General features: G+C 69.3%; 16 protein-coding genes. 5 read left to right on the top strand and 11 right to left on the bottom strand.

Features of this window, described 5'->3' with window-relative positions; genetic code table 11:
- Positions 1-74: 74 nt before the first annotated feature.
- Positions 75-1082 (bottom strand): sugar phosphate isomerase/epimerase family protein, encoded by a 1008-nt coding sequence (locus tag AB5L97_RS00780; RefSeq protein ID WP_369046096.1) that lies wholly within the window; start codon positions 1080-1082, stop codon positions 75-77.
- A 178-nt stretch (positions 1083-1260) separates the two neighbouring features.
- Here AB5L97_RS00780 and AB5L97_RS00775 point away from each other — a divergent pair, with 178 nt between their 5' ends.
- Complete coding sequence (locus tag AB5L97_RS00775; RefSeq protein WP_369046095.1) at positions 1261-2463, top strand: Gfo/Idh/MocA family protein; 1203 nt, start codon at positions 1261-1263, stop codon at positions 2461-2463.
- 91 nt (positions 2464-2554) lie between these two features.
- On the opposite strand, the gene AB5L97_RS00770 is transcribed toward AB5L97_RS00775, so the two are convergent.
- The 8 genes from AB5L97_RS00770 to AB5L97_RS00735 form a co-directional block, all read right to left on the bottom strand.
- Positions 2555-3751, bottom strand: coding sequence for an NAD(P)/FAD-dependent oxidoreductase (locus AB5L97_RS00770; protein WP_369046094.1), 1197 nt, complete (start codon positions 3749-3751; stop codon positions 2555-2557).
- 237 nt (positions 3752-3988) lie between these two features.
- On the bottom strand, positions 3989-4744 hold the full coding sequence (locus AB5L97_RS00765; RefSeq protein WP_369046093.1) for a MerR family transcriptional regulator: 756 nt from the start codon (positions 4742-4744) through the stop codon (positions 3989-3991).
- Between the two features lie 134 nt (positions 4745-4878).
- Positions 4879-5865: an aldo/keto reductase gene (locus tag AB5L97_RS00760; RefSeq protein WP_369046092.1), complete on the bottom strand. Its 987-nt coding sequence runs from the start codon at positions 5863-5865 to the stop codon at positions 4879-4881.
- Positions 5866-5928: 63 nt separating this feature from the next.
- On the bottom strand, positions 5929-6948 hold the full coding sequence (gene mltG / locus AB5L97_RS00755; RefSeq protein WP_369046091.1) for an endolytic transglycosylase MltG: 1020 nt from the start codon (positions 6946-6948) through the stop codon (positions 5929-5931).
- Positions 6949-7282: 334 nt separating this feature from the next.
- Entirely contained in the window at positions 7283-8224 is a 942-nt protein-coding gene (locus AB5L97_RS00750; protein WP_369046090.1) for a PaaX family transcriptional regulator C-terminal domain-containing protein, read from the bottom strand.
- On the bottom strand, positions 8221-9492 hold the full coding sequence (locus tag AB5L97_RS00745) for a kynureninase (RefSeq protein WP_369046089.1): 1272 nt from the start codon (positions 9490-9492) through the stop codon (positions 8221-8223). Before AB5L97_RS00745 ends, AB5L97_RS00750 begins: the two co-directional genes overlap by 4 nt.
- Before the next feature lie 2 nt (positions 9493-9494).
- Entirely contained in the window at positions 9495-10364 is an 870-nt protein-coding gene (kynA, locus tag AB5L97_RS00740) for a tryptophan 2,3-dioxygenase (RefSeq protein ID WP_369046088.1), read from the bottom strand.
- Between the two features lie 77 nt (positions 10365-10441).
- On the bottom strand, positions 10442-10981 hold the full coding sequence (locus AB5L97_RS00735; protein WP_307958161.1) for a TetR/AcrR family transcriptional regulator: 540 nt from the start codon (positions 10979-10981) through the stop codon (positions 10442-10444).
- Between the two features lie 77 nt (positions 10982-11058).
- On the opposite strand from AB5L97_RS00735, the gene AB5L97_RS00730 reads away from it, so the two are divergent.
- On the top strand, positions 11059-12594 hold the full coding sequence (locus tag AB5L97_RS00730; RefSeq protein ID WP_369046087.1) for an MFS transporter: 1536 nt from the start codon (positions 11059-11061) through the stop codon (positions 12592-12594).
- Between the two features lie 102 nt (positions 12595-12696).
- Positions 12697-13233 (top strand): YbhB/YbcL family Raf kinase inhibitor-like protein, encoded by a 537-nt coding sequence (locus AB5L97_RS00725; RefSeq protein ID WP_307958159.1) that lies wholly within the window; start codon positions 12697-12699, stop codon positions 13231-13233.
- A 76-nt stretch (positions 13234-13309) separates the two neighbouring features.
- Here the strand turns inward: AB5L97_RS00725 and AB5L97_RS00720 are convergent, their stop codons facing one another.
- Together AB5L97_RS00720 and AB5L97_RS00715 are read right to left on the bottom strand one after the other, a co-directional pair.
- A complete protein-coding gene (locus tag AB5L97_RS00720; protein WP_307958158.1) occupies positions 13310-13690 on the bottom strand; it encodes a fluoride efflux transporter FluC in 381 nt (126 codons plus the stop codon).
- On the bottom strand, positions 13687-14379 hold the full coding sequence (locus tag AB5L97_RS00715) for a fluoride efflux transporter FluC (RefSeq protein WP_369046086.1): 693 nt from the start codon (positions 14377-14379) through the stop codon (positions 13687-13689). The genes AB5L97_RS00720 and AB5L97_RS00715 overlap by 4 nt, the downstream gene beginning before the upstream one ends.
- A 120-nt stretch (positions 14380-14499) precedes the next feature.
- On the opposite strand from AB5L97_RS00715, the gene AB5L97_RS00710 reads away from it, so the two are divergent.
- Positions 14500-15951 carry a lipase maturation factor family protein gene (locus AB5L97_RS00710; protein WP_423246871.1) on the top strand — a complete coding sequence of 484 codons (1452 nt, stop codon included), beginning with the start codon at positions 14500-14502 and terminating at the stop codon, positions 15949-15951.
- Positions 15952-16205: 254 nt separating this feature from the next.
- Positions 16206-16853 carry a collagen-like triple helix repeat-containing protein gene (locus AB5L97_RS00705; RefSeq protein ID WP_369046085.1) on the top strand — a complete coding sequence of 216 codons (648 nt, stop codon included), beginning with the start codon at positions 16206-16208 and terminating at the stop codon, positions 16851-16853.
- Positions 16854-17204 lie beyond the last annotated feature (351 nt).

Here is a 17204-nt window from a genome sequence, read left to right as displayed (position 1 = left end):
GATGGCGGCGGCGAGGCGGCGGCTGGTGAGGCGGCGCACGACGGCGAGCGGTCGCCGTCGTGCGCCAGACGCGGTCAGGCGTGGGTGGGCTCGGCGATGCCGACGGCGGCGCGCAGCGTCCGCGCGGCGACGGGGATGGACTCCTCGCGGGGCAGGTCCCAGTCCTCGTTCTCGATGCAGACGGCGCCATCGAAGCCCGCGCGGCGCACGGTGGCGAGGAAGTCGGTCCACCATGCGACGTCGTGCCCGCGTCCGGCGGCGACGAAGTGCCACGGTCCGTCCACTGGCGGCCGGGTGGTGAGGTAGCGGCCGCCGAGCGGCTGGGGCTTCTCCTCGGAAGGGATGTACGTGTACCGGTCGTCGAGGAGGCCCCACTCGGCGATATTCTCGGGCACGAGCACGGTGTCCTTCGCGGCGACGTGCCAGATCCGCCCGGTGAACCGTGCGGCCATGCGGTTCGGATCGATGCCCTGCCAGAACAGGTGGCTCGGATCAAGGTTCACGCCCACGTACTCGGACCCGACGGCGTCGAGGAACCGCTCGAGCGTGGCGGGGCTGTAGGTGAGCATGTGCGGGTGGATCTCCAGCGCGAGCCGGACGCCGTGGTCCTCGGCGAAGGCCGCGGTCTCCTTCCAGTACGGCAGCGCGACGGACCACTGGTAGTCGCGGACCTCGAGCAGCCCGCTCTCCCACGGCACGAGCGACCACGTGGGCAGCGTTGCGCCCGGCCCGGAGCCCACACTGCCGACCATGGCGTTGAGCCGGTCGAGGCCGAGCTGGGAGCTCAGCACGATCGCGTCCCGGAGGTCCTTCCGGTGCGGAACGCTGACCTCGGGGTCGGGGTGGAGGGGGTTGCTGTTCGCGTTGAGGATCGCGAGGTTGACCCCGGTCTCGGCGAACAGGCCGAGGAACTCGTCGCGCGCGGCGGCGCTGGCGACGAGCGCACCGGGGTTGCAGTGGCCGTAGGGGTTGAAACCGCCGGCCGGGACCTCGGCATCGGTGATGCCCCAGCCGTGCGCCATCGAGAGCGCGTCGCGGAGGGGGAGATCCATGAGCGCGGCGAGGTAGAGGCCGACTCTCATCGTGGGGCTTCCTGATTCATCGAACGTCCTTGCTTCGGGCCGAGGGACCGGCTGATGTTGTTGAAAATAGACTTTAGACCGGTCTAAACATTCTAGTCAATATGGCCTATCCTGATTCCGCGCCGGTCTTTCCGGCGGCCGGACGTGCCGCTCACGCGGCGGAATAAGGAAATGCTCGATGACGATCAGTCCAACGACCCAGAACACGCGCAGGCTCCGCGTCGCCCTCATCGGCGCCGGGCTCATGGCGAAGTCCCACACCCTCGCGTACGGGGCCCTCCCCACGCTCTTCCCAGCGCTTCCCGCGGCGCCCGAGCTCAGCGTGCTCGCCGACGTGGACGACGCGCGTGCCGAGGCCGGCGCACGCCAGCTCGGGTTCTCCCGCTGGACGAGCGACTGGCACGCGGCGGTGCACGATCCCGAGGTCGACGTCGTGGACATCGTGACGCCGAACTGGCTCCACTACGAGGTGGCCATGGAGGCCATCGCCGCCGGCAAGCACGTCTACTGCGAGAAGCCGCTCGCGATCACGGCCAAGGAGGCCCGGGCGATGTGGGAGGCGGCACGTGACGCCGGTGTGACCACCCTCGTGGGCTTCTCGTACCTCGGCAACCCAGGCGTGCAGCTCATCAGGAGGCTCATCGACGACGGCACGCTCGGGGACGTGTGGAGCATCAAGGGGCACTTCGTGGTCGACGCGAACGCTGACCCGTCACTCCCCCGCACCTGGCACTACGAGCGCGGCAAGGCCGGCCTCGGGGCTCTCGGGGACATCGGATCGCACGTGATCTCGCTCGTGCAGGCGCTCGGCGGGCCCATCACGCGGGTCTTCGGCGACCTCGCGACCATGGTGCGGGAGCGGCCCGAGGCCTCGGGTGCGCTCTCGTACGGGTCTCAGGCAGCCGCAGACGCGCCGCTGCTTCCGGTGGAGAACGACGACGTCGCGACCGTGCTCGGCCGCCTCGCCTCCGGCGCATCTGTGACCATCGAGGCGAGCCGGGTGGCCAACGGCCACCCGTTCGACCTCGGCGTCGAGGTGTTCGGATCGAAGGGCTCCGTGCGCTTCTCGCAGCAGGACTCCTACAAGGTCGAGCTGTTCCTGCGCGGCGAGGAGCCCGCGGCATTCCCGGGCAGCACCACCGTGACGCTCGGTCCCGGGCATGGCGACTACGCCGCGTTCTGGCCATTCCCCGGCGTCACGATCGGACTCCACGAGCTCAAGGCGGTTGAGATCCGCAACTTCTTCCAGGCGATCCTCGACGGGAGCCAGGCGTACCCATCCTTCGAGGACGGCTGGCGGGTTGCCGAGGTCCTCGAGGCCGCGGAACGGTCTCATTCTGCCGGTGCATGGGAGGATGTACAGCTTCTTAGACCGGTCTAAAGGAAAGGCGGACGTACGACGGCGGGTGCGCACCCGCCGTCGTCCGCCCGCCTTATTGTCGGCGTTCAGTCAATGCCACGCCGAGGCGCCCTCAGGCACGCCCGGGAAGGATGAACCGCCAGTACATGAACGGCAGTCCATAGCGCTTGAGCAGCCACATGTCCCAGCGCTCGCGCGTCGTATCGATCAGCGGGATGCTCGGTGCGGGCTGCAGGCTGTAGTCGAACTCGGCGAGGAGCATCCTGTTGCGCGCGGTGGTGAGGGGGCAGGACCCGTAGCCGCTGTAGCTGGCTTCGGCGGGCTGGCCCTCCATCACGGAGAGCAGGTTCTGGACCAGCACGGGGGCCTGCTTGCGGATCGCGGCCCCGGTCTTGGAGTTCGGGGTCGAGCCGGCGTCGCCCAACGAGAAGACAGTGGGGTAGCGATTGTGCTGGAGGGTGTGCTTGTCAACCTCGACGTACCCCGCGGGATTGTTCGGGTCGGCAAGGGCGGTCGCCTTCAGCCAGTCCGGCGCGGACTGCGGGGGAACGGTGTGCAGCATGTCGTAGTGGAGGGTCTCGCTGGCGCCGGTCGCGTGGTCGGTGATGACCATCTCCTGGGCGTCAGGATCCACGGAGGTCATCTCACTGCTCTTGCGGACCTCGATCCCGTACTTGGCCACGACCCGCTCCAGCTCGTCGGCAAAGACCTTCACGCCGAACATCCCCGGGGTCGGAAGCACCATCACGACGCGGACGTTTCCCAGCACCCCCTGCTGGCGCCAGTAGTCCGCGGCGAGGTAGGCGATCTTCTGCGGGGCTCCGGCGCACTTGATCGGCCCGGCGGGCATGGTGAAGACCGCGGTGCCCGACCGCATCCCCCGGATCAGGTCCCAGGTCTTGGGGGCCAGGTCGTAGCGGAAGTTGCTGGACGCCCCGGGGGATTCGACGGCCGCGGCCATGCCTGGGATCCTGTCCCAGTCCAGCTGGATGCCCGGGGAGACAACGAGGTAGTCGTAGCCGATCTCCGCGCCGCCCGCCGTGGTGACCATCTTGGCATCCGGGTCGATATCGACGGCCGCGTCACGGATCCACGCGACGCCCTTCGGCATGACCGCGGCCTGGTCCCGCACCGATTCCTTCTGCGGGGCCCGGCCTCCCCCGACCAGGGTCCACAGGGGCTGGTAGTAGTGCTTGTCGCTCGGCTCGAGCACGCCGATGTCGCTCTGGCCCGCACGGCGCAGCCGCGCCGCCACGCTCAATCCGGCGTTGCCGCCGCCGATGATCAGGATCTTGTGGTGGATGCCCATCGCGGTGATGCCTTTCCTCAGGTTTCGAGGGGCTGCGCTTGTCGAAGGACTCGCCGGCCATCAGTGACAGCCGGGGAAATCGGCAGTGTGACCCCAGTCACTCAAACATACCCCCAGGGGTATCGCCGGTTCAATCCGCTTGGCGGCCGTCCGCGGACAGCGAACGACGGCGGGTGGGCACCCGCCGTCGTGCGCTCGCTTCTCAAGCAGTTCCGAGGATAGCCCCGAAACCTTCGCTCAGAGCTCCCGGGCCGCATACGCCGTCAAAGCGTCGCGGACGAAGGCTGCGCCCTCGGGGCCGCCATAGTTCTCGGCGAAGCGCTCGTCAGTCACATACATGTCGGCGAGGCCCAGCACATAGGCCTTGGCGGGGCCGTCCGGGTAACCGGGCGTGCCGGGGATCCCGGCGAGCCACTGCACATGGCGGGAAGCCAGCGTCTGGGCGGCGGCGCCGTCGTGTGTCTCCCCGGCAGCGAAGGCGGCCTGCCAGTCTGCGTTGAGCTGCGCGACGCGGTTCTGCCACTCCTTCTGGCCGTCAGGGCCGAGGCCCCGCCACCACGCGTCGGAGTCCGCGTACGCCTTCTTGCCCCAGCGCTCCTCGACCTCGTCCTTGTACTGCGTGTGGTCGAACCCATCGAACATGTCCTGCGCCATGAGCTGGCCACCTCCTTCCATCTGCTGGATCGTCACCTCAACGGCCCTCGCCTGGCGCGCGAGCCGGCCCTGTTCCTGCCGCAGCCATTCCAGATGGGTGCGCAGCGCCTCCTTCTGGTCCTGCTGGCTGGCGAGGACCTCCGCGATCGCTTCGAGGCCGAGCCCGAGATCGCGGAGAAGGAGGATGCGCTGGAGCCGGACCAGCTCCTCCGGCCCGTAGTAGCGGTAGCCGTTGTGGCCAACGCGGCTGGGCTCGAGCAGGCCGATGCTCCCGTAGTGGCGCAGCGTCCGGCTCGTTGTCCCGGCTAGCCTGGCGACTTCCTGGATGCTCCAGTCCATGCGTTCCTCCTTGTGGTTACCACCGTAGGAGTTGACGCTGCGTCAAGGTCAAGGGGCGGGATCGTCACGGACCGACTGCCCTCCGCGAGGCGCCGCTCAACGCCTCTGGGGGGCCCGCCGTCGTGCGCCCGGGGCTACCAGCGCGGGTGGACCGCCTCGCGGAAGTACTTCTCGTAGACACGACGCACACCGCCGTCGAGCTCCGGGCCCAGACGGCCCACGCCATCGGCAGCCGCGGCGTTCGCCTTCGCTTGGGCGGCGTTCCTCGCACCCGGGATGGCCGTCGTAACCCCGGGCTGGGAGATGATCCAAGCCAAGGCGGCCTGGGCAGTGGTCAGGCCCTCCGGGACGAGCTCCTGAAACTCGGCCACTGCGTCGAGACCGCGCTCGAAGTCCACCCCCGAGAAAGTCTCCCCCACATCGAAGGCTGAGCCGTCCCGGTTGTAGCTCCGATGATCGTGCTCGGCAAACTGGGTGCTGCGACTGTACTTCCCGCTCAGCAGGCCGGACGCCAAGGGCACGCGGACGATGATCCCCACGCCTGCCTTCTGTGCGGCCGGGAGGACTTCCTCCTGGGGCTTGAGTCGGAAGGGATTGAAGATGATCTGCACCGAAGCGACACCGGGCCGCGCGATCGCGGTCAACGCCTCTTCGGTCGTCTCCACGCTGACGCCGTAGTTCCGCATCACGCCCTCGTCGACAAGCTGGTCGAGGGCGTCAAAGACCCTGTCGTCAGAGTAGACCGGGGTGGGCGGGCAGTGCAGCTGGACCAGATCGAGAGTGTCCTGGCCGAGGTTGCGGCGGGAACGATCGAGCCACTCGCGGAAGTTGGCGAGCATGTAGTTCTCGGGGACTTGGGGCATGCGTCGGCCCATCTTCGTCCCCACCATGATCCCGGCGTCCGGGTGCGCCGCGAGCCACGCGCCGATGATCTTCTCGCCGCGCCCGTCACCGTAGACGTCGGCAGTGTCGAAGAACCTCACTCCCGACTCGGCCGCTGCGTCGAGGACCCGCGCGGCGTCTGCGCTGCCGACCTCGCCCCAGTCCGCTCCCAACTGCCACGTTCCGAGGCCAATCGGCGACACCGTCCGGCCGGTCCGACCCAGCACGCGTTCTTCCATGGTGTCCGACTATAGTGCGCCCGCTGACGGCAGACCGGCTTCTTCAGGGGCGAGCCGCTGCGCTCAAGCGCATTTCCCGGAGTTAGCCGCGCACCACTGCTGGTACTGAGCCACGTTGGCCTGATGCTCCGCGTACGTCTTCGCGAACTTCGTCTCACCTGTGTCGAGGTTGACGGTCACCCAGAACAGGAAGTCATTGGCCGTCGGGTGCGCTGCCGCTGCGACGGCGTTCGATCCGGGCGAGCCGATGGGTCCGGGCGGAAGGCCGGGATGGACGTAGGTGTTGTAGGCGTTGTTGGTGTCTGCCTTCTGCGCGTCCGTGAGCTGGACCGTCTTGGTGCCAAGTCCATAGGTGACGGTCGCATCGGACTGGACGAGGCCATCGGTCTGATCGTTCGGCTTGAGCCGGTTGTAGATGGCCCCGGCCACGTTTCCGTAGTCGGCCCGGCCGCCCTCGGCCTGCACGATGCTCGCGACGGTGAGCACCTCGTGCTGCTTCGCGGGATCGGTGATCCCAGCCTTCTTGAGTTCTTCGACGGTGGCCGAGACGAGCGCGGCCAGAATGTCCTTCGCAGCCGTCCCCGTGGGGAAGCGGTACTCACCCGGGGCCAAGTAGCCCTCGAGGTTCGTGGCCTGAGAGGGGAGCCCGAACTGCGCGGGCTCGGCGTTGAGCTTGTCGAGGTCCTTGCGGTCGACGCTCGCGGACTTCGCGATGGTGTCGAGCGACTCGTTGAGGCGGAGCCCAGCGCTGAGCGCGAAGTAGATGACCTTCGAATTGTCGTCCGCGAGGAGCTGCGCCGCGTCGGAGGCCTTCATCTGCTTCTTGAAGGTGAAGCCGCCGGGGTGGAGCTTCCCCCCGACGTCGGCAAAGGCGCGGACGAAGGTATCGGCGTCCGCGACGACGCCGTCCTGCTTCAGCTCTTGCGCCACCGCGACGAGGCCGGTTCCCGGCTGGACGTTGACCTGGACCTGTCCGTCACCCGGACCCGCGTAATCCGAGACCTTGTCCATTCCGAGGGCTGAGCGCAGCACAAGCGCGCCCACCACCGAACCGGCAACCACGAGGGCCAAGGCAGCGCTCATGGCAATCGCCGCGTTCCGGAGCGGACGCCGATGCCCGGAGGTGCCCTTCACCGGAGGTTCGCCCCCTGCAGGATCGACGGTCGACACCCCTGGCGCACCCTGATCGGGCGGCACGTCCAAGAGTTCGGAGACCGTTGTCGTGGGGGCGGCGGAAGGCTGGCTTTGATACTCGGGGGTGATCACAGTGTCCGTCCTCCTGCCTTGATCGCGTGTCGTGACCGCGTGGCGACGAGCACCCAACGGGTTCCGGCATCACGCAACGATCAGACAGTTACCCCTTTTCTCAGGCGGTCAAACGAACGGAAGTCAATACTCGGCGTTGGACGGCCCTCCCTCACGCAGCCAGAACCCGGCGCACGAACTCCCACGCCGGCCCCGCGTGCACCTCGCGGATGCGCCGGAACAGGGCGATGCACCCAGGCCCCGGCCAGTCCTCCGGCAGCAGCTCAGGCGGCAGGCCCGGATCGAGGTACGGAATGACGCGCCACGCGTCGATGCACTCCACGTACGCGGCGAAGCTCTCGGCCGGCCCCGCACTGCGTTCCGGCACGCCCGACTGCCCGTCGATGAACTCCCGGTGCAGCTTCGCGATCCCCTCGAGGTCCCACCACTGCCCCACCTGCCCGGCCGCGACCGGTCCCGCGGGGAGGCCACGGGCGGTGAACAGCACGACATGGCCGCTCAGCCCGAGCCCCCCGATGACGTCCTCGACCTCACCGCGCAGGAAGTCCGGGCAGATCCATACGCCCGACTCCACAGTCCCGCAGCCGATCCACTTGAGCTGCTTGCGGAGCTGGTGCCGCGCATCGCGCATCGACTCCGGGATCGAGAACACGATGAGGCACCATTCGCCGTCGGCCGCCATGGCGCGCGGCTCGTGGATGCGCCGGTCACCTCGGGCGAGCATCGCGGCGGCGCCGGGCGCGAGCGCGAGGCCGGCGACGCCGTCGTGCACCTCCGCTTCAAGGAGGCCGCGCTGCTTGACCCGGCTCAGCGCGGTGCGCGCCTGCGGCACTAGGACGCCGAGGGCCCCGAGCAGGGCGAGGAAGGCGTCTGTGGGCATCCACCCGCCAGCCTCGCGCAGGTACAAGCCCACAACGGTCCGCAGGAGGGAGACCGCGCTGCCGGGCCTCGACACCATGTCGTCCGTGACGCGGGGCAGGACATCGGTGAACCCCGTCGTGGCGTGGACAACATCCACTGCCCCGATGCTGAACGCAGAGGGGGCTGGTGCGGGGTCGGCGCCCCCGCACCCGCGCTGCTCGACGGCGCTCATGCGAGCTCGGTCAGAGCGTCCCTGATCGCCGCAATCCCGGCCTGAACCTCTGCGAACGAGGTGCTCAGCGGCGAGAGGCCCACGCGCAGCCCGCGAGGGGGGCGGAAGTCAGGGATGACCCCCCGCTCCCAGAGCATCGCGGTGACCTCTCGGAAGCGCGGGTGGTTGAGGGTGATGTGCGAGCCCCGCTCGGCGGGGTCGCTGGGGCTCGCGAGCTCGACGCCGAGGGGTACCAGGAACCGCTCGCTCAGGACCGCTGCGAATTCGGTGAGCTGCACGGACTTGGCCCGGATGGCATCCATTCCGGCCTCGGCAATGACCTCGACCATGGCAGAGAGTGGCTGCATCGCGAGGATCGGCGGGGTGCCGGTGATGAAGCGGCGGATCCCGGCCGCGGGCGCGTAGGAGTCGGTCATGCCGAACGGGTCGGCGGCTCCCATCCAGCCCCAGATCGGCTGGAGCAGCCGGTCCTGGAGGTCGCGGCGCACGTAGCCGAGGGCGGGCGAGCCGGGGCCTCCGTTGAGGTACTTGTAGGTGCAGCCGACGGCAAGGTCAGCGCCCCACGCATCGAGTTCGACCGGCACCGACCCGGCCGAGTGGCACAGGTCCCACACCACGAGCCCTCCGGCACTGTGCACAACGTCGGTGATCGCAGCAGCGTCGGCGATGAACCCCGAGCGGTACGCGACGTGGGACAGGAGCACGACGGCGGTGCGCGGGCCGAGCACGGACTCGACGTCCGCCGGCGTCACCCCGGTGTCAGGGTCGGGCTCGATCCAGCGGATCGTCGCCCCGCGCTCCGCGGCGATGCCCTCGACGATGAATCGGTCCGTCGGGAAGTTCTCGAGATCGACCACGATCTCGTCCCGACCCGTTGGGGCCTGCGCGTCGAAGGCGGCGCGCACTAGCTTGTAGATCATGACCGACGTCGAGTCCGCGACGATGGTCTGGCCTCGCGCGGCGCCGAGCACGACCTCGCCGAGACGATCGCCGAGGCGGACGGGCTCGTCCATCCACTGCTCGTCCCAGGCCCGGATGAGGCGCTGGCCCCACGGGCCGGCGGTGAACTCTGCGAGCCGCTCGGCGGTGTCTGCCAGCGGACGGCCGAGGGAGTTGCCGTCCAGGTAGGCGACGACCGGGCCACCGTTGGGACCGTCGCACCCGAGGAAACGGTTGCGGAAATGGGCGAGTGGGTCGGCGGCGTCGAGCGCTGCGGCGCCCAGCATGCCGTCGTGCGCGGCCTGGGTGGAGGTGCTGAGGTCTGTCATGTTCAGGCTCCGATCGCGGTGCGGACGGCGTACAGCTCGGGGAAGAAGGTCAGGTCCAGCGCGCGCTTGAGGAAGTCGACGCCAGAGGAGCCGCCGGTACCGCGCTTGAAGCCGATGGTCCGCTGGACCGTGCGGAGGTGGCGGAAGCGCCAGGCCTGGAAGTTGTCCTCGAGGTCTACGAGACTCTCGCACGCCTCGTAGAGGCCCCACGGGGTCGAATCCTCCTCGTAGATCCGCTGGAAGACGGGCACGAGGTCCTCGCGCATAGTCCACGGTTCACGCACGTCACGGGTCAGGATGTCCTCGGGGACGTCGTAGCCGCTGCGGGCCACGAGCCGCAGGAACGCATCGTAGACGGTGGGCTCCTCAAGGATCCGGGCGAGCAGCGCGTGCGCCTCTGGCTCGCTCGTGAACACCTCGAGCATCCGCGCGTGCTTGTTGCCGAGCACGAACTCGATGGCGCGGTACTGGTAGGACTGGAAGCCTGAGGAGTTGCCGAGCGAGCCACGGAACTGGGCGTACTCGCGGGGCGTCAGGGTGCCGAGGACGCTCCACTGTTCGGTCAGCGTGCGCTGGATGGCCTTGACGCGGGCGAGGCACTTGAGTGCCTTGCCGAGGTCGTCGGCATCCATGAGGCGACGCGCCTCGAGAAGCTCGTGCAGGACGAGCTTGAGCCACAGCTCGCTCGTCTGGTGCTGGACGATGAAGAGCAGCTCGTCGTGGTGCTCGGGCTGGCTCTGCGGGCGCTGGGCGTGCAGGAGCTCGTCGAGCGCGAGGTAGCGCCCGTAGGTCATGGCGCCGCGGAAGTCGGTTCGGACGGAGTCTTCGATCTTGCGGACGCCGGCAAACTCTTCAGGTGTGGTCTGGGACATACCACTCACTCTATCACTCGCATGACGACCGTCAAGATAGTGAAATGACTGCTGGGGATCCGCACAGATGCGCCCCCTCACGCCTCCCGCAGGCGGTCGACGACGCCGAGCAGGTCCTCGACCGTCGTCCCGAAGGCCTCCTCGGGCCATGTCCCCGCGAGGGTCGAGTAGTAGTAGAGCCCCTCGCCGATGAGCATGACCGCGGCAGACACGGCCGGGTCTGCCACCTCGTCGCGGATGATCCCGAGCCACGCCGCGTCGAGCTCCTCGAGCGCCCTCAGGGCACCCGCGTGCCCGGCCTGGGCGAGGCGCACGGCGGAGACGAACAGCCGATCGAGGTCCGAGCCCGTGCTCACCGACGTCCGGACGAAATATCGCGACGGGCCCTCCTCGGCGGCGGCCATCCGCTCGCGGTCCGCCGCGGCGGCCTCGCGCAGCCAGACGAGGAGACCCTCGGCGAGCGCGTCCTTGTTCTTGAAGTGGTAGAGGAGCCCGCCCTTCGAGACGCCCGCCGCTGCAGCGACGGCGTCCATCGTCGCGGCGCGCTCGCCGTCGGACACGAGGAGCTCTCGGTACGCCTCGAGGATCGCCGCTCGGGCCTTCGGGGGTCTGGGCATAGGCCCACTGTACGTGGAGTTGTAACTATACCGTCTAGTCGGTATAGTTATCGGATCAACGTTCAAGGGAGCCTCCGATGAACCAGACCACGCCTCAGGTCCAGGCATCAGCCACATCAACCAGCACACGCCGCTGGCTCGCACTCGCGACGCTCATGATCCCCGTGCTGCTCATCTCGGTGGACAACACGGTGCTGGGCTTCGCGGTGCCCGCGATCTCCCTCGCCCTCAAGCCGACCTCTACCGAGATGCTGTGGATCGTGGACGTGTACGCGCTCGTGCTCGCCGGCCTCCTCGTGCCGATGGGCTCGATCGGCGACCGCATCGGCCGCCGCCGGATCCTCCTCATCGGCGCGACCGGCTTCGCAATCGTCTCCGTCGCGGCCGCGTTCGCCACCACTGCGGGCCAGCTCATCGCGGCGCGCGCGGCGATCGGCATCTTCGGCTCGATGCTCATGCCCGCCACTCTCTCGCTCATCCGCAACATCTTCGACAACGCCCGCGAACGCCGCCTCGCCGTGGCCATCTGGGCCTCGGTCTACTCCGGGGGTGCGGCGTTCGGACCCCTGCTGGGCGGCGTGCTGCTCGAGCACTTCCCTTGGGGCTCCATCTTCCTCATCGCCGTGCCGATGCTCGTCCCGGCGCTGCTCCTCACCCCTGTCCTCGTGCCCGAATCCCGCGACCCCGCGCCGTCGCCCGTCGATCCGGTGAGCATCGCACTCGTGGTGACCGCCGCCGTCGCCCTCGTATGGGGTATCAAGGAGATCGCGCACGACGGCGGCCCCGCGGCTGCCGCTGCCGTCCTCCTGGGCCTGGGGCTCGGGACAGCGTTCGTGCGCCGCCAGCTCACGAGGGAACGGCCCATGCTGGATGTGCGGCTGTTCGCGCGACCCGTGTTCAGCGCGAGCATCGGGGCGAACCTCGTGAGCTTCTTCTCGCTCGTGGGCTTCATGTACTTCTTGTCGCAGCACCTGCAGCTCGTGGCGGGGGCCAGTCCGCTAGACGCGGGCCTCCTCATGCTTCCTGGCGCCGCCCTCTCGGTGGTTGCGGGCCTTGCGGCGGTGCGGCTGGCCTCGCGGTTCTCGGCGGCGTCCGTCATGGTCGCGGGCCTCGTGATGAACGCCGCGGGCTACGCCGTGGTCCTGGCCTTCGGGCGAGACGGGTGGATGCCTGCGCTCCTGACGGGCTTCGCGGTGGTGGGCGTCGGCGTGGGACTCGCGGAGACGCTCTCCAACGACCTCATCCTCGCCTCCGTGCCGCCCGCGAAGGCCGGCGCGGCGTCCGCCATCTCGGAGACCGCCTATGAGCTTGGCGCCGTTCTCGGCACGGCGATCCTCGGCAGTATCCTCGGCGCGGCCTACCGACTCGGAGTCCAGGTCCCGGCGGGGCTCCCGGCCGAGGCCGCAGCCCAGGCCCGCGAGACCCTCGGCGGAGCGGTCGACGCCGCGAGCCTCCTCCCCCCGGACGCCGCCGGAGCGCTCCTGGACTCCGCCCGCCGCGCGTTCGATTCCGGCGTGGCCTCCACGTCCGCCATCGCAGCCGTGCTCATGGCGGCGGCTGCCGTCGTCGTGCTCCGGGCGCTGCGGACACGCGACGCGTCCCGGTCAGCCTGACCGCTTCGACCGGCCCGCGGCTCGTCGGTACCCTCCGTAAGATCGGACGCGAAGGTGTCTGTCGCCTCGCACAGACGCCTCACACCGGAGAGAGGAGTCACGATGAGTGGCAACGATCCGTTTGACCGCATCCCGCCGACGGCGGCCTTCACCGTCACGAGCACCACGGCTGCGGACGGCGAGCCCTGGCCCGCGCCGCAGTACTCCGGGGCGTTCGACGTTCCCGGCGGTGAGGACATCTCGCCCCAGCTCTCGTGGTCGGGAGCCCCCGAGGGCACCAAGAGCTTCGCTGTCACCGTCTACGACCCCGACGCGCCCACCCAATCCGGCTTCTGGCACTGGGCGGTCGTGAACATCCCGGCGTCCGTGACCGAGCTGCCCGAGGGCGCAGGGACCGCGTCCGGCGAACTCCTGCCGACTGGCGCGTTCCAGCTGAGGAACGACGCCGGCACCGCGCAGTTCGTCGGCGCCGCCCCTCCCTCCGGGCACGGGCCGCACCGGTACTTCATCACCGTGCACGCCCTCGACGTCGAGGACCTCGGCGTCGGGGCAGACGCATCGCCGGCGTTCTTGGGCTTCAACATCTTCTTCCACACGCTCGCACGCGCCGTGATGGTCCCGACCGGCGAGATCGCCTAGTCGAGACGGCTTGCGTGGCCACTTCCGCGGGGCGTTGATCCCGCAGGAGTGGTCGCGCGCCGTCGTGCGCCCGGGCTCAGACCGTGAGCGCGCCGCCGAGCGCGAGTCCGCCGAGCGCGGCCGCGAGGCACAGCGCGAGCGTTCCGACCCCGTTCACGACGGCGGCCGCCCACCTCCCGCTGAGCGCGAGGCTCACGCTCTGGTAGCTCGCGGTCGAGAACGTCGTGTACCCGCCGAGGAACCCCGTCCCGAGCACCGCCTGCAGCGCCGGATCGGCGCCCGCGAGCACGGCACCGGCGATGAGGCCCAGGAGCAGCGACCCGCTCACGTTGATGGAAATCGTGGCGACGGGCAGCGGGGCCTTCACCCGGCGGCTCACCGCGGTGTCGAGCACATAGCGCGCGACGGCGCCGAGCCCGCCCGCAACTCCCAGCAGCAGCACCTCGGCCGGGTTCACCGGGGATCCTCCGAGATGCCGTCGGGGCCCGGCTGGCGCTCCGCACTCCGTCTGGGGGTCACGTTCTGGGAGTCACTTGAGGTGACCTCCAGAACGTGGCCTTCAGACGTGGGGCGGGCGTGGCCGCCGCCATGGGGGTGCGCCGCAACGTGGGCCTCGGCGGCCAGGCCGCGCCGGTCCTCGCGGTGCAGCCACGCTGCTCCAGCAACCCCGACGAGGGTCGCCGCAGCGCCCCCGAGCAGGCTCAGCGCGAGGTACCACACGCCGTCGGCCGCGCGGCCGGCGATGAGGAGGCGCGAGCCCTCGACGGCGAGCGTCGAGTAGGTCGTGAACGCGCCGAGGAACCCGGTCCCTGCGGTCAGGCGCACGAGGCGGCGGGGGCCCACGTCCGGCCCGCGGCGGGCCAGGGACTCGAGAAGCCCACCGAGCGCGAGGGCCCCGGCCAGATTGATCAGGAGCGTGGCGAGGGGCCAGCCGTCCGGGGCCGGGATCACGGTGCCGAGCGCCCAGCGTGACAGCGCACCGAGTATCCCGCCGGCGAACACGAGCGTCAGGACGCTTGGGGAGAACGGATGTGCAAAGCGCGCGGGAGCAGGTAGACGCGACGGCGTGTGGGCAGCGGCGGGCGCGGCTCCGGCGTCGTGCGCGGTGCCGGGCACGGAAGGCGCGGGCGGGGGGTCACTGGTCACGGCGGATAGAGCCTACCGCCTCTCCCTGTGGGCGGGGCCCCGGCGTAGCGTTGAGGAGTGGACGCAGTGTCCTGGTTCACGGATTGGTTCGCAGCCACCGACTCCGAGGTGGCCCGCTGGATGCTGCAGCGCGGCGTCGCGGCCCTCTTCTTCGTCGCGTTCCTCTCGAGCCTCAACCAGTTCCCCGCGCTCGTGGGCGAACACGGCCTGCTGCCCGTCCCCGAGTACCTCGCGGGATTCCATCGCCTGCGCCGCCCAAGCCTCTTCCGCTTCCGCTACTCTGACCGGCTGTTCCGCTGGGTGTGCGCCGTGGGGCTCGTGGTCGCGGGGCTGCTGGTCGTCGGCGTCCCACAGATGGGACCCTGGTGGGTGCCCCTCGTGGCGTTCCTCGTGTTGTGGGCCCTGTATATGTCGATCGTGAACGTGGGCCAGACGTTCTACGGCTTCGGGTGGGAGATGCTCCTGCTCGAGGCGGGATTCACCGTCGCGTTCCTCGGCTCGGACCAGGTCCCGCCTCCGCGGCCCGTCCTCATCCTTCTCGTGTGGCTCGTGTTCCGGCTCGAGTTCGGCGCAGGGATGATCAAGATCCGCGGCGGGGCCGAGTGGCGCAATCTCACCGCGCTGTACTACCACCACGAGACGCAGCCCATGCCGGGCCCGCTGAGCCGGCAGTTCCATCTCCTGCCGAAATGGATGCACCGCTCAGAGGTCGTGGGGAACCACGTCGCACAGCTCGTTGTGCCGTTCTTCCTCTTCTTCCCGCAGCCCGTGGGATCTGTCGCGGCGGCGGTGGTCGTCGTGACGCAGCTGTGGCTCGTGCTCTCGGGGAACTTCGCGTGGCTCAACTGGTCAGCGATCATCCTCGCCTTCGCAGCCATGGGCGACTCCGCATTGCACGCAGTGCTCCCCTTCGTGCCAGCGGACCTCTCGTCGGCATCGTGGAACGCCGCCTCCCCCGAGAACACAGGGCGCATGACGGCGTGGCCCGCCTCGGGCGACTGGTCCGCCTGGGTGTGGGTCGCCGTCGTGCTCGCGGCGTCACTGCTCCTGCTTGTGCTGTCGTGGTGGCCCGCGAAGAACCTCGTCTCGAGGCAGCAGCTCATGAACGCCTCCTTCAACCGGTGGCAGCTCGTGAACACGTACGGGGCCTTCGGCTCGGTGACCAAGAACCGCGTGGAGATCGTCGTGGAGGGAACGCTCGATACGGTACCCGCCGAGGACGCCGAGTGGCGCGAGTACCGGTTCCGCGGCAAGCCCGGTGAGCCGGAGCGGATCCCGCGGCAGTGGGCGCCCTACCATCTGCGGCTCGACTGGCTCATGTGGTTCCTGCCGCTGCGCACCGTGCACGAGGAATGGTTCTACACGTTCCTCATGAAGCTCCTGAACGCGGACCCCGCCATGCTCAGGCTCCTGCGCGAGGATCCGTTCGACGGCGAGCGGCCCCGCTGGATCCGCGCCCGGTCCGCCCTGTACGAGTTCTCGAGCCACGCGGAATTCCGCGAGACGCACCAGCGGTGGGTCGTCACCCCGCTGCGGGTGCTCATCCGGCCGATCGGGCTCAAGGACAGATGACGGGTCTTCGCCTTCGAGCGTGGTCCCCTCGGAACGCCCCAGCCCTCGAACTCTTTGGGCAGGTCCTGGATAAGGCGGGTGCCGCGTTTCGCGCACCTCCCAGTCGGGTCAGGCCGGACCATTGCGCATTGTGCAGGGCGACACTATAAAGGCGTGTGGACACACTGTCTCGGGGCAGCGGCATCGGTGCGGGGAGGCGTCGGGCTGGAGGCGCCATCGGCATGCGATGGCGACGTGACTCAGAGAGGACAGACGTGACAGTCATCCAGCGGCTCATCGGCGCCCACCGCGTGGCGATCGGTGCGGGGCTTGCGCTCCTCGTGACGGGCGCAGCGCTCGTCCCTGCGGCAGTGGCGGCGAGCGTCAACGCAGGGCAGACGTTCTATGCGTGCCTCACTCCGGGCCAGACCCTCGGCTCAGTCGGGACCACACAGCCCCAGTGCGCGACCCACGATCAGGCGATCAGCTGGAACAGCGTTGGCCCGCAGGGTCCCAGCGGTCCTACGGGGGCGCAGGGTCCAGCGGGGGCGCAGGGTCCAGCGGGACCGGCCGGTGGGAGCGAGCGGTTCTGGTCATTCTCCGGCTCGACCACCTACTACGCCCTCGAGGCGACCATCACGGGGAGCGAGGTCCTTCCGGCGGGGACGGTCTTCGCGCTGGATCCGATCCTCAACACGATCTCGTCGTCAGACTGCCGTACTGCCGGGGGTGACTTCTTCTTCGATGTCAAGCTGAATGGGGTTCCGCTTTCGTCGCCGACGACGAACACCACTTCCATCAGACTCACCGCGGACACCAAACTGTCCGTGACCGCCAAGTGCTACGGGGTACAGGTGGGAACGCCGTTCCATGTCTCGGGCGGCATTGCCTTCAAGGCGTTCTCGCTGACGCCGTTCCAGTAGCCGGAGGATCTGCGGCTCCTTCACTCCTCAGCCCTGCACCACCACGCCGCGGGCGGTACCCCTGAGCATGTGATCACCGGTACCGGCGGAGGCGGGTCGCCGGGCCATGGACAAACCCTGCCACGCCTTGAGCAGCACCTCCCCGGCGGACCGGGCCGCGCATGGAGCTTCGGACATCTCGTTCAGACGATTTCTGAAGCCCGATCCACATCCCCGTCCGGTACCTCGGGCGACTGGGCCGCCTGGGTGCGGCGAGCGGCCCCGCTGGATCCGCGCACGGTCCGCCCCGTACGAGTTCTCGAGCCACGCGGAATTCCGCGAGACGCACCAGCGGTGGGTCGTCACCCCGCT

It is taken from the genome of Sinomonas sp. P10A9 (assembly GCF_041022165.1).
In the GTDB taxonomy this organism is placed as follows: domain Bacteria; phylum Actinomycetota; class Actinomycetes; order Actinomycetales; family Micrococcaceae; genus Sinomonas; species Sinomonas puerhi.
The sequence above is the reverse complement of the archived record's forward strand: the minus strand, read 5'-3'. Positions and strand labels throughout refer to the sequence as shown.

Coding starts and splice junctions, on each gene's coding strand:
- AB5L97_RS00780 (WP_369046096.1), bottom strand. CDS start 1,082: ATGAGAGTCGGCCTCTACCTCGCCGCGCTCATGGATCTCCCCCTCCGC.
- AB5L97_RS00775 (WP_369046095.1), top strand. CDS start 1,261: ATGACGATCAGTCCAACGACCCAGAACACGCGCAGGCTCCGCGTCGCC.
- AB5L97_RS00770 (WP_369046094.1), bottom strand. CDS start 3,751: ATGGGCATCCACCACAAGATCCTGATCATCGGCGGCGGCAACGCCGGA.
- AB5L97_RS00765 (WP_369046093.1), bottom strand. CDS start 4,744: ATGGACTGGAGCATCCAGGAAGTCGCCAGGCTAGCCGGGACAACGAGC.
- AB5L97_RS00760 (WP_369046092.1), bottom strand. CDS start 5,865: ATGGAAGAACGCGTGCTGGGTCGGACCGGCCGGACGGTGTCGCCGATT.
- mltG (WP_369046091.1), bottom strand. CDS start 6,948: ATGAGCGCTGCCTTGGCCCTCGTGGTTGCCGGTTCGGTGGTGGGCGCG.
- AB5L97_RS00750 (WP_369046090.1), bottom strand. CDS start 8,224: ATGAGCGCCGTCGAGCAGCGCGGGTGCGGGGGCGCCGACCCCGCACCA.
- AB5L97_RS00745 (WP_369046089.1), bottom strand. CDS start 9,492: ATGACAGACCTCAGCACCTCCACCCAGGCCGCGCACGACGGCATGCTG.
- kynA (WP_369046088.1), bottom strand. CDS start 10,364: ATGTCCCAGACCACACCTGAAGAGTTTGCCGGCGTCCGCAAGATCGAA.
- AB5L97_RS00735 (WP_307958161.1), bottom strand. CDS start 10,981: ATGCCCAGACCCCCGAAGGCCCGAGCGGCGATCCTCGAGGCGTACCGA.
- AB5L97_RS00730 (WP_369046087.1), top strand. CDS start 11,059: ATGAACCAGACCACGCCTCAGGTCCAGGCATCAGCCACATCAACCAGC.
- AB5L97_RS00725 (WP_307958159.1), top strand. CDS start 12,697: ATGAGTGGCAACGATCCGTTTGACCGCATCCCGCCGACGGCGGCCTTC.
- AB5L97_RS00710 (WP_423246871.1), top strand. CDS start 14,500: ATGCTGCAGCGCGGCGTCGCGGCCCTCTTCTTCGTCGCGTTCCTCTCG.